At 59.0% G+C, this 15,228-nt stretch carries 12 protein-coding genes; 2 read left to right on the forward strand and 10 right to left on the reverse strand.

From position 1 onward, the window contains the following. Positions 1-89: 89 nt before the first annotated feature. Positions 90-1,361, forward strand: a complete 1,272-nt coding sequence (locus tag HNQ64_RS06300; protein WP_184206579.1) for a putative Na+/H+ antiporter — start codon at positions 90-92, stop codon at positions 1,359-1,361. A gap of 55 nt (positions 1,362-1,416) precedes the next feature. After that, positions 1,417-2,487, forward strand: coding sequence for a zinc ribbon domain-containing protein (locus HNQ64_RS06305; protein ID WP_221305358.1), 1,071 nt, complete (start codon positions 1,417-1,419; stop codon positions 2,485-2,487). A 241-nt stretch (positions 2,488-2,728) separates the two neighbouring features. Here HNQ64_RS06305 and murG read toward each other — a convergent pair whose 3' ends face one another. From murG to rsmH, 10 genes are all read right to left on the reverse strand, one after another. Beyond that, positions 2,729-3,838, reverse strand: coding sequence for an undecaprenyldiphospho-muramoylpentapeptide beta-N-acetylglucosaminyltransferase (gene murG, locus HNQ64_RS06310; RefSeq protein ID WP_184206581.1), 1,110 nt, complete (start codon positions 3,836-3,838; stop codon positions 2,729-2,731). A 6-nt stretch (positions 3,839-3,844) separates the two neighbouring features. Next, the gene (locus tag HNQ64_RS06315; RefSeq protein ID WP_184206583.1) at positions 3,845-5,020 is read right to left on the reverse strand and encodes an FtsW/RodA/SpoVE family cell cycle protein; all 1,176 of its coding nucleotides are present in this window, start codon (positions 5,018-5,020) and stop codon (positions 3,845-3,847) included. A gap of 70 nt (positions 5,021-5,090) precedes the next feature. Continuing rightward, positions 5,091-6,194, reverse strand: coding sequence for a LysM peptidoglycan-binding domain-containing protein (locus tag HNQ64_RS06320; RefSeq protein WP_184206585.1), 1,104 nt, complete (start codon positions 6,192-6,194; stop codon positions 5,091-5,093). Positions 6,195-6,219: 25 nt separating this feature from the next. Beyond that, positions 6,220-7,551 (reverse strand): UDP-N-acetylmuramoyl-L-alanine--D-glutamate ligase, encoded by a 1,332-nt coding sequence (gene murD, locus HNQ64_RS06325; protein ID WP_184206587.1) that lies wholly within the window; start codon positions 7,549-7,551, stop codon positions 6,220-6,222. An 81-nt stretch (positions 7,552-7,632) separates the two neighbouring features. Next, entirely contained in the window at positions 7,633-8,784 is a 1,152-nt protein-coding gene (mraY, locus tag HNQ64_RS06330) for a phospho-N-acetylmuramoyl-pentapeptide-transferase (protein ID WP_184206589.1), read from the reverse strand. Next, complete coding sequence (locus HNQ64_RS06335; RefSeq protein ID WP_184206591.1) at positions 8,781-10,151, reverse strand: UDP-N-acetylmuramoyl-tripeptide--D-alanyl-D-alanine ligase; 1,371 nt, start codon at positions 10,149-10,151, stop codon at positions 8,781-8,783. Before HNQ64_RS06335 ends, mraY begins: the two co-directional genes overlap by 4 nt. A 2-nt stretch (positions 10,152-10,153) precedes the next feature. Further along, positions 10,154-11,701, reverse strand: a complete 1,548-nt coding sequence (locus tag HNQ64_RS06340) for a UDP-N-acetylmuramoyl-L-alanyl-D-glutamate--2,6-diaminopimelate ligase (RefSeq protein ID WP_184206593.1) — start codon at positions 11,699-11,701, stop codon at positions 10,154-10,156. Further along, on the reverse strand, positions 11,698-13,590 hold the full coding sequence (locus tag HNQ64_RS06345; RefSeq protein WP_184206595.1) for a peptidoglycan D,D-transpeptidase FtsI family protein: 1,893 nt from the start codon (positions 13,588-13,590) through the stop codon (positions 11,698-11,700). Before HNQ64_RS06345 ends, HNQ64_RS06340 begins: the two co-directional genes overlap by 4 nt. After that, complete coding sequence (locus HNQ64_RS06350) at positions 13,587-13,943, reverse strand: hypothetical protein (protein WP_184206597.1); 357 nt, start codon at positions 13,941-13,943, stop codon at positions 13,587-13,589. Before HNQ64_RS06350 ends, HNQ64_RS06345 begins: the two co-directional genes overlap by 4 nt. Beyond that, positions 13,940-15,133, reverse strand: a complete 1,194-nt coding sequence (rsmH, locus tag HNQ64_RS06355; RefSeq protein ID WP_246430962.1) for a 16S rRNA (cytosine(1402)-N(4))-methyltransferase RsmH — start codon at positions 15,131-15,133, stop codon at positions 13,940-13,942. Before rsmH ends, HNQ64_RS06350 begins: the two co-directional genes overlap by 4 nt. Between the last annotated feature and the right edge of the window lie 95 nt (positions 15,134-15,228).

Genomic DNA, 15,228 nt, shown 5'->3' on the forward strand with positions numbered 1-15,228 from the left:
ACCTTTTTTTTTGTGGACTAACAAAATGGATGAAACGAATGGCGGATTCTTGGGTTGCCTCACGGGTTTGACTCCCTAGGGTAGGGCGCATGAATCCTGCCCCCATGGAAATTCTGGCCACGGTCTTGTTTGCTCTGGCGGTCCTGCACACTTTTGCTGTAAAGCGTTTTGCGCATTGGGCGCATCGTTATCCCCGGGGTTCCATTCAGGAGAATCTGCTTCATTTTCTGGCCGAGACGGAGGTGGTTTTTGGCCTGTGGGCGGCAGCCCTGTTCGCTGGCATTGTGGTGCTGAAAGGCTCCGTCCACGAAGCGGTCGTTTACATTGAAAGCCTGAATTACACAGAGCCTAAATTTGTGCTGGTCGTAATGGTGGTGGCCGCCACCCGGCCTGTGGTGAAGATGGCTGAAGGTCTCATCAGCGGCATTGCCCGACTGCTACCGATGCAGGAGGCCATGGCGTTTTACGTAGCGGCTTTGGTGGTGGGCCCGTTGTTGGGGTCGTTCATTACCGAACCTGCTGCGATGACGCTTTTGGCCCTGGTGCTGAAGCGTCGATATTTTGACCAGGGTATCAGCTTGAAATTGGCCTACGCCACGCTGGGCCTGCTATTTGTGAATGTCTCTATCGGCGGTACGTTGACACACTTTGCGGCACCGCCCGTCCTGATGGTGGCAGCAAAGTGGGAGTGGAATACGATGTTCATGCTCACCCACTTTGGCTGGCGTGCAGCGCTGAGTTGCCTCACGGCAACGACAATCATCACCTTTCTGTTTCGGCAGGAATTGCGAGGGCTCAAGGTGGCGGAAAATCACAGTGGTGCTGTGCCTATCTGGCTGACAGTGCTGCACATGCTTTTCCTCGCCGCTGTCGTCGGTTTTGCGCATCACCCCGATGTATTTTTCGGCGTCTTCATGCTGTTCTTGGGGCTTGTTTCGGCCACACGTGAGTATCAGGACAACCTCAAGCTCAAAGAAGGTCTTTTGGTGGGGTTCTTTCTGGCGGGATTGGTCACTCTGGGGTCTCTTCAGGCTTATTGGTTAAAGCCGTTGATCAGCAGCCTCAGTGGCCATGCTTTGTTCTATGGGGCGACAGGGCTGACAGCACTGACGGACAATGCAGCGCTGACCTATCTGGGGTCCCTGGTGGATGGCATTAGCCCCGATCTAAAATATGCGCTGGTGGCGGGTGCCGTGACCGGTGGTGGATTAACGGTGATCGCCAATGCGCCGAACCCTGCGGGCGTGGGGATCTTGCAGAGTGCGAAGGTCTTTGGGGGGGAGGGCATCAGTCCACTGCGCCTGCTGTTGGGGGCCCTTTTGCCCACGTTGGTCGCCATCATGTTTTTCTGGTGGGTGTGAGGTGGGCTGTCATTTTTCTTGCATCCTGGGCTAGGTCCATCCCACTGTGCGGCGCATGTCTGAAGTCACCGCCATCAGCAAGTTTGCCTGCCCCGGTTGTGGGGGCGAGGCTGTGTGGACCCCGGCTAAAAAGGCCCTCGTTTGTCCCTACTGCGGCACGGTCTCGCCGGCGGAACTGAAGGCCGATGGGTCTTTGATCGAGGAGAGTGATCTTGCAACAGCTCTGCGCTCCATCCCCGAAGATCAGCGCGGCTGGGCGGCCCAGCGGAAAACGGTGCGCTGCCAGAGCTGCCAGGCCATCTCAGTCTTTGATGCGAAGCGGGTGGCGCAGCGTTGCGACTTCTGCGGTTCTTCCTCATTGCTCAAGGTGGATGACATCCAGGCCCCCATCCGGCCGGGTAGCCTACTGCCGTTTAAGATCGCCGAGACGCATGTGCGCGAGGACATCCGTAAATGGTATGGCAGCCACTTTTGGGCGCGGAGTAATCTGAACGACAAGGCCATGACGGATACGCTGCATGGCCTTTATCTGCCCTACTGGACCTTTGACGCTCATGCCGAATGCCCGTGGGAGGCTGAGGCGGGTCACCACTACTACACGCGGGATAGCCAGGGCCGCCAGCAGCGCCAGACCCGCTGGGAATACGCGAGTGGGCATGTGAGCCAGGACTTTGATGATGTACTGGTGCCAGCCTCCAAAGGCGTGCATCCGGCACTGCTGACGGCGCTGGAGCCTTTCCCCACGGTGGACAGTCTGGTGCCGTATGATGCGGGGTACCTTTCTGGCTGGGTGGTGGAGCAGTATCAGATTGACCTTATCGAGTCTGCCCAGGCCTCGCGTTCCCGCATGGATGCCCTGCTGCGCAGTGCCTGTGCCCAGCGGATCCCTGGCGATACGTACCGGAACCTGCAAATTTCCCCTGAGTACAGTGCACAAACTTTTAAGCATGTGCTGCTGCCGGTGTGGCTACTCACTTACACTTACGGCACAAAAACTTACCAAGTGGCGGTGAATGGCGTCACCGGGAAGATCACGGGTGAATACCCGCTGAGCTGGGTGAAGATCACCATCGCGGTGGTGCTAGGATTGATCATCCTCATGATCTTCTGGCTGAATGGAAATTGAGACGTGTTCAGGCCGATGGGGATTTCTGGCCTTGACGTCCCCTTCCACTCTTTCGACATCGAGGGCCAGCCAGTGAAGCGCGAGTTTTTAACGCGCCTCACTTTCCTGGCGGAAACGGAGGCGTTTACGCTCTCGTTTCTTTTCAGACCGTCCCGCGTGCGGGATGGAACTACAATGCACGGAGTTCAGCTTTCGATGACCTTCAAAGGCCACCTGCTGGCGCAGGCAGCTACGTGGGAATTCACGCTTCTTTGACGATCAAGTCGGCGATCTTTTCGGCAGAATTGCGCACGGCGATCTTGTTCGCGGCGCGTTTCATTTCTTCAGCCTTTTTCGGATTCATGAGGATGTCGCGCACGGCATCGGCCAGGACGTCGGCGTTGATCTCTTTTTCCGTGAGCAGGCGTGCCGCGCCTTCTTTGGCGAAGACTTCGGCATTGCGCGTCTGGTGATCATCTGCGGCAAAGGGGTAAGGCACTAGCAGGCTGGGCACGCCGAAGTAGGCCAGTTCAGACATGGAGGAGGCCCCACTGCGGGCGATGGCTAGATCTGCCACCCGGTAGGCCATGTCCATGCGATGGCAAAAGGCGGCCACGTGTTGGGGCAGGGTAGGGTGCTTGGCATACACGTCCCGCACCTCTTCATAATCTGTCGGCCCCGCGATGTGCAGGACTTGGATGCCCATGCGTTCAAATTGCTCCAGCGTCATGCCCACCACCCGGTTCACGCCACGGGCACCCTGGCTACCGCCCATGATGAGGAGGGTCTTTTTGGTCTTATCCAGCTTGAAAAACTCGTAAGGGTCTTCCTTTGAAGTCGTGCGCATGGAACTGCGCACGGGAGTGCCCACCACGCGCACATCACTGTGCTGGGGAAAGAAGGCTTTGCAGGCATCCAGCCCACAGAGCACGGTGTCTGCATAGCGGGCGTTCAGTTTGTTCGCCTTGCCTGGGATGGCATTGCTCTCATGGATAAGTGTGCGGCGTTTTTCCTTTTTGCCTGCATAAAGAGGCGCAAAGGAAGTGAAGCCGCCCATGCCCAGCACCACGCTGACGTTCTTGTCACGGATGATTTTCCGGCACTGGCTCATGCCTTTCCATAGGCCCGAGAGAAAGCCGATCATTTTGGGTGACCACGGCTTAGGCATGGCGAGGAAGGGCATTTTTTCAAAACGCAGATCCTTGTGGCCAGAGGCGGCAATGGAATCGATCTTTTTCTCGCTGATCAGCAGGGTGACTTCATGACCGCGTGCGGAGAGCACTTCACCTACGGCGATGCCGGGGAACAGATGACCGCCCGTGCCCCCACAAGCGATCAGCACGTGGAGGGACTTTTTGGATTTGGATTTCACAGAGATTCAAAGCTGGGGTGTCCAGCGGCGTTTTCTGCGGATCACTGGAAGCTGATCCCAAGTCAGATGCACGCCCTGGCGGTGGATATTGATGAGGACCCCGACGGCCATCATGGCAGCCAGGAGGCTCGACCCCCCGTACGAGACGAAGGGGAGCGGCAATCCCTTATTCGGCAGCAAAGCAGTGGTTACGCCCATGTTCAAGAGCGCTTCGAGGGCGAGGAGAAAAGTCAGGCCGAAACCCAGCAATTTACCAAAACGATTGGGTGCATAGGAGGCGATGCACATGCCTGCAAAGGTGAGGAGGATGAAGGCCAAGACAGCCCCGCCCACACCCCAGAGGCCCAGTTCTTCACCCACCATGGGGAAAATGAAGTCCGTGTGTGCCTCAGGCAGGTAAGAGAGTTTCATGCGCCCTTCACCCAGGCCACGCCCTTCCAGGCCGCCTGAGCCGAAGGCCAGCTTAGAAATCCACTGCTGCAGTCCCAGCGTTTCTTTGTGTTTCTCCAGGTCAAAGATGATCATGACACGCTCAAAGCGGTTGGGCGCCAGCTTGATCCCCGTCCACAGAGCGGCTAGGGCGGTACCACCGATGACGGCGAGATAACTGAAGCGTGTGCCTGCGACGAACATGATGCCTGCCCCTACAGCCGCAGAGACGGAGGCATTTCCCAGGTCCACCTCACCGCCGATGAGGCCCACAAACGCGCCTAAAAGTAGGCCTGGGAGAATGAGACCATGTTTCAGCGTGCGTTCCAAATTTTCATGCGTGGCAAACCAACCTGCCATTCCGACGATGAGGACCAGCTTGGCAAATTCGGAGGGTTGCACGCGCATGCTGCCATAGCCGATCCAGCGCGCAGCGCCATTCACGCGAGCGGCAATGACCGGCTTGTAGCCGAGCAGTTGGGCGAGGTGCCATTCATAGCAAAGCAGCAGGGTAAAGGCAGCCCCACCTAGCAACCACCAGCGCCAGCGGAACCATAGATTGTAATCCACGACGGCCATGACCACACAACCCACCAGGGAGACGCCTAACCAAAGGCCTTGCCGCCACAGAGTGACGTAGTCTTCGCCGCCGCCTTCTTTGGTGAAGAAGCTGGTGCTGGCCAGCATGGTGATTCCCAGACCTGTGAGCAGCGCGACCGCCAGCAAAAGAAGGAGGATGGAGCGTTTGGCCATGGGAGAAGAACCAAGTTCAGGGTGCAATGATGGACAAGAGACAGCCACAGGGACTGTCTCCCCACTGTCCTTATTTGCGCGGGATGACCAGCTTCATGCCGATCTTGAGCGCTTCGGGGCGAGTATTCTTGTTCGCCTCTTGCAGAGCTTTCACGGAGATGCCGTGTTTGCTGGCGATGCGATAAAGGGTCTCACCCGACTGCACGATGTGGCTACCTGCCGTAGCCTTGGTAGGCTCTTTTTTGGCTGGAGGCGGTGCATCGGCGATCTTTTTCACCGGGGCTTTTTCCACCACAGGGGCGGGTTTGGGCTCAGGCTGACGTGGCACGGGGATGGCTTTGGGCACTTCCTTCTCCACCTCTTTTTTCACCACGGGCTGGGGAGCCGGGGCAGGGGGGGCGGGAGGGGCTTCTTCGATCTTGGGTGCGGAGGTCTGGGGCAACTCGACGATGACAGGCGTGCCGGAGGCTTCCTTGCTGACCGCAGGGGGGGGGCTGTCCTGCACCTGCATGCCGGAGGCGGCTGTGGGGGCCACCGTCGGGGCTGGGGTCAGCTCATTCTCAATGGTAGGGCTGAAGCTGAATCCGCTTTCACCAGGAAGAGCCAGATTGATGGGTACCTGGGCCTCAGCCAGGGAGGCCGTGGGGGCTGCTGGCTGGGCGATCTCGCCATTGGCACCGGCCACGCTGATGCCGACCGCTTTCACCACGGGGCGCATTGGGTAGCGGATGACGTCGTTGATCTTGATCTGACGGCCTTCGTCCAGCTTGTTCAGCTTGATCAGCACTTCTTCAGACACTTCCAGCTTCTTGGCCACGCTGGGGATAGAGTCGCCAGACATCCAGGCGTAGGTGGAGTATTCTTCCAGCGACTTGTCCGTGACGAGACCGAGGTCCACAGAGGCCCCTGGCAGCACACTGGCGGGAGCGGGCTTGTTGTAATTTTCAGCCAGGGCCGTGGTGGGGGCTTCCTCCCCATTCATGAAGTCGTAGATGATGATGCCGCCGATGACGACGACATGGATCAGCAGCATGACGACAAACATGCGCGCCATGTTGGAATTTGGTTCATGCTGATTGAAGGCACCTTCGTCTGTGACCATGGCCACACGGTGCTTGTATCTCTCACCCTCCAGGAGGTTGAGCAGGAGCTTGTCTTTCTTCTTTTTGCTCATGGTGTTCGGGATGTTGAGGTGATCTTCAGGTCAAGGATTGGACAGCCGTGCGGAAGGCTTCACCGCGCTGGGCGTAGCCGGTGTACATGTCAAAGGAGGAGGTGCCGGGGCTGAGGATGATGCTGTCCCCAGCTCGTGAAAGTTCTGTGGCCAGTTGCACGGCCTCGGCCATGTCGGCGGCGGTCTGGCAGGGCACGAGGTCTTCAAAAGTAGTCTTCAGTGCCTGGGCGATCTCTCCAATGCACACCATCGCGCGGACCTGACCTTTCAGGGAGTCGCGCAGCGGGGTGTAGTCGAGCTGTTTGTCCTTGCCACCCACGATCAAAACGATGGGGCGTTCCATGGCCCCGATGCAGGCTTCCAGAGCATGCAGGTTGGTGGCCTTGGAATCATTGATGTACTCGCGGCCATGCAGCTCGCGCACCAGTTCACAGCGGTGCGCGGGGGCTTCATAACCGGCCAGGGCCGCCTGCATTTCTTCTAGTGACAGGCCATGCACCTGGCAGGCCATCATGGCCGCCATGACGTTTTCCATGTTGTGGCGTCCACGCAGCGTGGAGTTCACTTCGAAGGTCACGTTTTCAGGACCTACCTGGATGCAACCTGCGCTGTAGGTCCAGTCGGCTTCTGCGCCATAGGCAGAAAAGGTCAGCCGCTGGGCCGCACCTGTATCCACCGTTTCACCGGCGCGGACGATGGCGACATCGCTGGCGGTGACGTTTTCAAAGATGCGCGCCTTGGCCGCGTAGTAGGACTGCATGTCCGGGTAGCGATCCAGGTGATCCGCAGCGAAGTTGAGCCACAGGCTCGCTTTGGCCCGATAATTCTGGATCGTCTCCAGTTGGAAACTGCTGATCTCCAGTGACAGCACGTCATAAGAAACGCCGCTTGCGACGACTTCACTCAGCGACATGCCATGATTGCCACAGGGAACTGATTTTTTCCCGCACGCATTGAAAAGATGCGCGATCAGCTCCGTGCAGGTGCTCTTACCATTGGTCCCCGTGATGCCGACCAGAGGCAGATCTGTGAGATTGAAGGCGAACTCCATTTCCCCAGTGAGGGGGATACCGACATCGGTAAATTTCTTGGGCAGTGGCCAGTTGGCATCCAGGCCCGGACTGGTGATGACGAGGTCAAAATCTCCCGGTTTCACCACCAGATCCCGCGCGGCCTGGCCGCTGAGGGTGCGAAAGCCTTCAGCGTGCTGTTTATCCAGCGCGGCTTTGATTTTCTGCGGTTCCCCCTCATCCACCACCGTCACTTCAGCCCCATGCAGGCGCGCGAGACGGGCAGCCCCTAGGCCGCTGCGTCCTGCCCCCAGGATGGCGAAGTGTTTTCCGGTGAATTTTGGCATGGAAACGATGGTGATTTTTAAAACTCTAGTCAACTACCACTAATTTGGCATTGATCATTCGGTTTTATTAATATTTTGGATCTACCGAAGTTTCAAGGTCGCTAAACCAAGAAGAGCGAAAAAGAGTGACATGGCCCAGAACCGCACGATGACCTGGTTCTCATGCCAGCCGCCCAGCTCAAAATGATGGTGAATGGGTGACATGCGAAACACGCGCTTGCCCCGAGTCTTGAAGCTGATGACCTGGATGATCACGCTCATGGCCTCCATGACAAAGACGCCGCCGACTAAGGCCAGGACGATCTCTTGCTTGCAACCGATGGCCAGGGTGGCGATGCAACCGCCGAGCGCGAGGGAGCCGGTGTCTCCCATGAACATGCGGGCGGGATGAGCATTGAACCACAGGAAACCGACGCAGGCCCCGGCGAGAGCCATGGCGACGATGGGCAGTTCATTGGCCAAGCTGTGGTGCGCGACGCCCAGATAAGTGGAATAATTAGCATTTCCACAAACATACCCAAAGCCGGCGTAAGCCAGTGCTGTGGTGAGGGAGCAGCCTGTGGCGAGGCCATCCAGCCCGTCTGTGAGGTTCACCGCATTCGAGGCTCCCACTATGATGAGGGTGAAAAGCAGCACGGAGAATATGCCCATGTCAGCGATGATGGCGTCTTTAAAAAACGGCACATACAGCGCCCTGAGTGTGAGGCCGCCTTCGGGATCGGTCGGCACCGCATAGGCCATGAGGATGCCTGCGATCAGGGCCACGCTGGTCTGCCAGATGAGTTTGAGGCGGGCGCTGGCGCCTTTGGAGTTCTTTTTGCTGATCTTGAGGTAGTCATCCCAGAAACCCAGACCGCCGAGGCCGATGGTGGTGAAAAGGATGGTCCAGACCATGATGTTATCCCATTTGGCCCAAAGGAGAGTGGAGATAACGATGGTGCCCAGGATGAGAATGCCGCCCATGGTGGGGGTGCCTGCTTTTTTACCCTGGAGTTCAAAGAGCTTGCCCACTTCTTCCGCCGTGCGGATAGGCTGGCCGATCTTGAGAGAGATGAGTTTCCGGATCAGTTTTTCTCCATAGAGGAGAGAAAGGACAAAGGCGGTGATGAAGGCCCCACCTGCCCGAAAGGTGTGGTAGCGGAAGATGTTGAGCAGCTTGTACAGCGCGGAGTCGTCGCTGATCCAGTCAGCGGCTTCGAGCCAGTTGCGGAGTTCGTAGAGCCAATAAATCATACCGTCTGAAAGTGAGGGAGAATTTTCTCCATGCCTGCGGAGCGGCTGCCCTTCAGCAGCACGGCATCTCCAGGCTGCAGCATTTGCTTCAAATGCGCGGCGCAGGCTTCGTGAGTGGGGAAATTGAGGGTGGTGGCTAGGCCAGCGGACTGGGCGGCTGAGGAGATCTGTGCGGCTTCTTCACCCACGGTGAAAAGTGCAGTGAGACCTAGGCCGGCGGCAAACTGCCCCACACCCTGATGCTCAGCCACCGCATGGGGGCCAAGCTCGCCCATGCGGCCAAGCACGGCGATTTTTTGCCCGGCAGAATTCAGGGCCGCCAGGGTACCCAGCCCCGCTCTCATGGAGTCAGGGTTGGCGTTGTAGGAGTCGTCAATGAATAGGATGCCCTGCACGAGCTTGGTCTCCATGCGGCCACCAGTCAGTTTGGCACTGCTAAAGGCGGCAGCGATGTCTGTGGGGGCGATGCCGTGGGCCCAGCCCATGCAGGCGGCCAAGGCGGCATTTCCCACCATGTGATCTCCCATGATGGGCAGGAAGGTCTCCACAATTTCACCAGCGAAGTCCAGTTTGAAGCGGGTGCCTTCACCACTGGCGCGCAGGTCAAAGGCGTGCACGTCTCCAGCCCCCGTGCCTGCGGTGAACACGGTGGCCTGGCAGTGGCGGGAGATCAGCGGGGTGTAGGGGTCGTTCGCGTTCAGCACCACCACGCCCTCGGCATGGACGTTGGCGGGAACGGTGGCTTTTTCCCAACCGATGGCATCTCGGCTGCCCATGTACTCAATGTGAGCCAGGCCGACATTCGTGACGATGGCAGCATCTGGCAGGGCGATGTCTGCCAGCACTTTCAGCTCGCCAGGGTGGTTCATGCCCATCTCCACCACGCCGCACTCATCGCCTTCACCCAGGCTGAGGAGCGTGAGTGGCACGCCGATGTGGTTGTTCAGATTGCCAAAGGTGGCGCGGGTTTGCACCCGTAGGCCCATGATCAGGGCGGTGAGGTCCTTCGTGGAAGTTTTGCCATTGCTGCCGGTGAGGCCGATAATCATCGGCTGGTGCCAGGCGCGATAGCCGCGTGCCATGTCTTGCAGCGCCAGGAGGGTATCCTTGACCTCGATGACGGCACAGCCTGAGGTGGGCCAGGCGCTGTCCCGGCGGCTCACCACCACGGCGGCAGCGCCAGCGGCCATGACCTGGGGGATGAAATCATGGGCATCAAACCGATCTCCCACCAGCGCTACGAAGACCTCTCCATGGCCGACTTTTCGGGAGTCGGTGGTCACCTGCGTCACCAACCGCGTGCCGTCTCCGTGATGGAGCGTGCCATCGGCGAAGTCGGCCAGCGTTTGGAGAGCGATGGGTTTCATTTTTAGCGATCGTAAGGGCGACGATTCATTTTTTCCTGCTCGCGGAGCATCTCGCGTTCGGCGCGCTCCACATCGCGATTTCCGGCGATCTGGAGCATGACCTGGCGAACCACGCGGCGATCATCAAAGGGGTGCTTTTTACCCTGGATCTCTTGGTAATCCTCGTGGCCTTTTCCAGCCACCAAAACGATGTCGCCACCGCGAGCGTTTTCGAGGGCGATCTGGATGGCCTCGCGGCGATCCACGGCGGTGACGTGATTTTTGGGCCGGGCAAAGCCTTTCACCGCATCGGCGATGATGACCTGGGGATCATCGTTGCGCGGGTTGTCACTTGTCAGGATGCAGATGTCGCTGCCAGCTTCTGCGGCGGCGGCCATGAGCGGGCGTTTGGAGCGGTCGCGCCCTCCGCCACAACCAAAAACGGTAATGATGCGGCGCGGGCGCAGGGAGCGCACGGTGCGCAGGGCATTTTCGATGGCGTCGGGCGTGTGGGCGTAGTCCACAAAGACTTGGAACTTGGTCGTCGCTTCCGTCACGCGCTCCAGGCGGCCAGGCACCTGGGGGGCGTTTTTCAGGTGGCTTACCGTTTCCCGCAGATTCAGGCCCATGGCGCTGGCGGCGGCGAGTGCGCCTAACGAATTGTACACGTTGAAGTCACCGATCAAAGGCGTGCGCACCAGGAAGGTGCGGCCCTTGGCTTCCAGTTCAAAGCTGGTGCCAGTGAGGTCAAAACGCACGTTGGCCGCGCGGAAGTCAAAGCCGACTCCGTAACCGAATTTGACCACTCGGCCTGTGTGCTCAAAGCGGGTGATGAGCTTGCGGCCCCAGGCGTCATCGGCATTGATGATCATTGCCCCTTTGGGCTGGGCGGCGATGGTTTCAAACAAACGCACCTTGGCCGCAAAGTACTCTTCCATGGTGCCATGGTAGTCCAGGTGGTCCTGCGTGAGGTTGGTGAAGATGCCAGCGGCGATGGGTAGGCCGTAAGTACGCTGTTGGTCCAGGGCGTGGGAGCTAGCCTCCATGGAGACGGCGCGGCAGCCGTTGTTCAGCATCTGGGAGAGCAGGCTCTGGATCTCCAGCGACTCCGGCGTGGTGTGGGTGGAGGGCATTTGCTCGCCACCGAGATCGTAGAGGATGGTGCTCAGCAGGCCGCAGCGTTTTTGCCCCGCATTCAGGAGGTGGTGGGTGAGGAAGGCGGTGGTGGTTTTTCCATTCGTCCCGGTGACGGCGGCGATGGCCAGCTTTTGCGCGGGGAATCCGTGCAGAACTGCGGCGGCCTGCGCGAGGGCGACGCGGCTGAACTTCACATGGACCCAGGGCAGCTTCACATCGTCAGGCGGGGCCTGTTCAGAGATGATCACGGCCGCCCCAGCGGCGATAGCTTTGGGGATGAAGTCATGACCATCCACGGTGTTACCACGCAGGGCCACGAAGGCGATGCCCGGGCCCGCCGTGCGGGAATCATAGGTCAGGCCGGTGATTTCGGTGTCGAGACTCCCAGAAACGACGGGGTTATCCAAATGGGGAATAAGATCGCGTAAGATCATTCGGCACCTCCTTCGAGAGCGAGGGGACGTTGAGGACGAACGGAGAGTTGTTTGAGTGTTTCAGCCACGATTTCAGCAAAGATGGGAGCGGCGACCTTACCCCCACCGATGTCGGCGGGGTCGGGTGCCTGGGGATTGTCCAGCACGACCACGCACACGATTTTTGGGTCGTTCGCTGGTGCGAACCCCGCAAAGGAAGTGATCCACTGGTCTTTTCGATAGCCTCCCTTTCGCAGACTTCCATCTTTATTCTTTCCAACAATCAACTCGTGGTCGTAGCGCTGGGACGTTCCGGTTTTCCCAGCCACCTGGATTCCTTCGACCTGGGCGCGGGAGCCGGTGCCGTGTTCGACGACGCCCTGAAGCAGCTCCCGCATCATGGCGGCGGTTTTCCCGGTGCAGACCTGGCCCACGGTCTGCGGTGGCACGGGCGTGACCTGACGCCCCCCATCGCTGACGATGCGGTCCACCAGCCGAGGTTTCATGAGGATGCCGCCATTCGCGATGGCCCCGTAGGCCATGGCCATCTGCAAGGGGGTGACGTTCACTTCATAGCCCATGGGGAAGCGGGAGTAGGTGGTATTGGACCAGTCGCCATCATTGATGTAGCCCCGGCTCTCACCGGAGAGGGCGATCCCGGTCTTTTTGCCAAAGCCGAAGCGCTTCACATAATCCAGGTAAGTATCCTGCCCCACACGCTTGAAGACTTTGTAGGTGGCGATGTTGCTGGATTTGGCAAAGGCCTCACGTGCTGGAACGGTGCCCATTTTGGAAACGTCTCGCAGGGTGGCTTTCAAGACAGGATCCGTGTAGAGGCCCCAGTGGCAGTCAAAATTCTCGTCCGCATTGAGTTTGCGCTGGTCCAGCGCGGCGGTGAAGGCCACGACTTTGAAGGTGGAGCCGGGCTCATACGGCTCGTTGATCGTGAGGTTTTTCCAATTGGTCGTGTCGGGCTGGGCGCGGTCGTGGCCGGGCAGGAAGCTCATGGCTAGGATGGAGCCGGTGGCGACCTCCGTGACGATGGCCATGATTTTGTTAGGTCGGTAGGTGGCCTGGGCCTGGGCTACGATGGCATCCACGGCATCCTGCATCTGCAGATCCACGGTGAGGTGCACGTCCTTGCCATGCACGGGTTCCTTGATCTCGCCACGGTACAGCAGCAGCTCGCGACCGTATTTGTCATGCTCCACACAGACGGAGCCGGGCACGCCACGCAGCGTGTCTTCAAAGGTTCTTTCGATGCCCTGCACCCCGCCTTTGCCTTCCTCGAGACCGCCGATGATGAGGGCCAAACGGTTGTCCGTGGGGTAATGGCGGCGCACGGCAGGCTTCACGTAGATTCCTTTGACAAAGAGGTTTTCCAGGTGCTGGCGCCATTCTTTGCCCTGGTCATCATTCATGTTTTGCGTCAGCACCTCGATGGGGCGCTTGGAGGTGACTTTCTCCAGCATGGTTTCCACTGGCACGCCCATTTTAGAGCTGAGGGCCTCGGCGACGTGGACATGGTAGGTCTTCAGGATTTCCTCTGGCGTCAGAGTGCGGGTCAGCTCCTTTTGGCTCACACCACGGATGCGTGCCAGATTCGGCAGCACGGAGCGCACGTCATGCAAATGCACACGGTCGGTGCGCAGCTCATACACTTCTTCATCGTAGGCCAGGTAGCGGTCTGAATGATCTTTGATGGAGCCACGCTGTGCTGGCAGCACGCGGTCTTCGCGGAATTTTTTGGCGGCTTCTTCCGCCAGTGCTGGACCTTTTTTCAAATGCAGGTCATAGAGCCGCCACAGCACGCCAGAAAAGCACAGCGTGAGGAAGCAGGTGATGAACATCATCCGGTGACAGAGCGGACGATCGCGGCGCAGTTGGGCCTGGTTGGGGGTGGGCGTCATGGCAGGGTAGCCTCAGCAGATTGAACCACAGCGGTGGCTGTGGGGATGGGTTTCAAATGGATGATGGCCCGGGCATCCGGGCTCAGCTTTTGCAGCCAGGTGCCTTTGGACTGGAGGATGGGCTGCACGCGTGCCCCATCCAGCAGCAGGTCCACCTTGCGGCCCAGACTGACGATCTCGAAATTCAGCAGCTTCATTTCCTGCTCCACCTGCCGCTGCTGCTCCGCCAGGGCGGTGATGCGGTTCTTATTCACCACCACGCTGAGGGCGGCCAGCAGGACGGCCCCGCACAGGATCAGGACCGCTGTCAGCACCGGCAGACCGATGGTATTGCGATAGCGATTGTTCTTCATTGAGGCAGGCGTTCCACACCGCGCAGACGGGCGCTGCGGGCACGGGGGTTGAGGCTGAGTTCGTTTTCCGTGGCTTCCAAAGGTTTGCGCGAGAGCAGGCGGTAAACGCAGTCTGGATTGGGCCGTGGGGCGGGCCATTCAGGGCGATCCAGCCAGACTTGGCTCTGATGTTGAAGCGTGTGTTTCACCACGCGATCTTCGAGGGAGTGGAAGCTGATCACGGCCAGGCGACCGCCAGGCTTCAGCCATTTCGGGGCTGCGGCCAGGAAGTCTTCCAGCGCAGCCAGTTCCTGGTTGGTTTCAATTCGCAGCGCCTGGAAGGTGAGGGTGGCGGGGTGCTTCTTGCTGTATTTTGGGCACACTTTGGAAATCAGGTCTGCCAGTTGCAGGGTGGTCTTGATCGGTGCTTTGACCCGCTCGGCCAGGATGGCCTTCACGATCTTTCTTGCCTGTGGCTCCTCACCATATTTCCAAAGGATCTGCTCCAGCGCGCCTTGGTCGTAGGTGTTCACGATGTCTGCCGCCGTGATGGGCCCCGAGGTATCCATGCGCATGTCCAGAGGGCCATCCTTATTAAAAGAGAATCCGCGCTCGGCAGCGTCCAGGTGGCGGCTGCTCACGCCGATGTCAATCAGCATGCCATCCAGCCCAATGACCCCCGCCTCACCGAGGACGGTGGGAAAGTCGCGGAAATTGCCTTTCAGTGCGCAAAAGCGGTCAGCGTAGCCCTTCAGGCGCTCGCTGGCATGGCGCAGGGCTTCGTCATCCTGGTCCATGGCCACCACGCGGGCGCCTTTTTGCAGCAGGGCCTCCGTGTGCCCACCGCCGCCCAGGGTGCCATCGAAAATGAGTTTACCGGGCGCAGGTTGCAGGATCTCCAGCACCTCCGCCAAAAGCACCGGTAGGTGATAAAACGGCACCTCACGGGAGCCGCCAGGCTCTGGCCCTGCACCCCCGCTGGAGCCTGCTTCACCCTCTGTGGCACGCGTCGTCAGCGTGCCCCGACCCCAAGGCATCATGTCGTCCATTCCATCTTCAGAAGTTCCGAACCACGGCCAGACGCCGACTTGGAACGTTTGTACAATTCTAGAAATCCATCCTTTTTCCCCATCCTGGCGCGCTTTTCCCGCAGCCGAAAGGACATCGGCATTCCAGGGATTCGAGAAAATACTGGCGGCTGAAGCAAACATGCGCGTAGATCACGGGAACGGTGACTTTCTCGATCACTAGCAATTGATATTCCACAATTGCTGGTAATTAAGATGAGCTTAGTAACGAGAAAGGC

It is taken from the genome of Prosthecobacter dejongeii (genome assembly GCF_014203045.1).
Taxonomy (GTDB): domain Bacteria; phylum Verrucomicrobiota; class Verrucomicrobiia; order Verrucomicrobiales; family Verrucomicrobiaceae; genus Prosthecobacter; species Prosthecobacter dejongeii.

What these genes read in the sequence shown, in the direction of transcription:
- HNQ64_RS06320 (WP_184206585.1), bottom strand. Translation starts at nt 6,194, where the DNA reads ATGAGCAAAAAGAAGAAAGACAAGCTCCTGCTCAACCTCCTGGAGGGT.
- HNQ64_RS06300 (WP_184206579.1), top strand. Translation starts at nt 90, where the DNA reads ATGAATCCTGCCCCCATGGAAATTCTGGCCACGGTCTTGTTTGCTCTG.
- mraY (WP_184206589.1), bottom strand. Translation starts at nt 8,784, where the DNA reads ATGATTTATTGGCTCTACGAACTCCGCAACTGGCTCGAAGCCGCTGAC.
- HNQ64_RS06350 (WP_184206597.1), bottom strand. Translation starts at nt 13,943, where the DNA reads ATGAAGAACAATCGCTATCGCAATACCATCGGTCTGCCGGTGCTGACA.
- HNQ64_RS06315 (WP_184206583.1), bottom strand. Translation starts at nt 5,020, where the DNA reads ATGGCCAAACGCTCCATCCTCCTTCTTTTGCTGGCGGTCGCGCTGCTC.
- rsmH (WP_246430962.1), bottom strand. Translation starts at nt 15,133, where the DNA reads ATGTTTGCTTCAGCCGCCAGTATTTTCTCGAATCCCTGGAATGCCGAT.
- HNQ64_RS06335 (WP_184206591.1), bottom strand. Translation starts at nt 10,151, where the DNA reads ATGAAACCCATCGCTCTCCAAACGCTGGCCGACTTCGCCGATGGCACG.
- murD (WP_184206587.1), bottom strand. Translation starts at nt 7,551, where the DNA reads ATGCCAAAATTCACCGGAAAACACTTCGCCATCCTGGGGGCAGGACGC.
- HNQ64_RS06345 (WP_184206595.1), bottom strand. Translation starts at nt 13,590, where the DNA reads ATGACGCCCACCCCCAACCAGGCCCAACTGCGCCGCGATCGTCCGCTC.
- HNQ64_RS06305 (WP_221305358.1), top strand. Translation starts at nt 1,417, where the DNA reads ATGTCTGAAGTCACCGCCATCAGCAAGTTTGCCTGCCCCGGTTGTGGG.
- HNQ64_RS06340 (WP_184206593.1), bottom strand. Translation starts at nt 11,701, where the DNA reads ATGATCTTACGCGATCTTATTCCCCATTTGGATAACCCCGTCGTTTCT.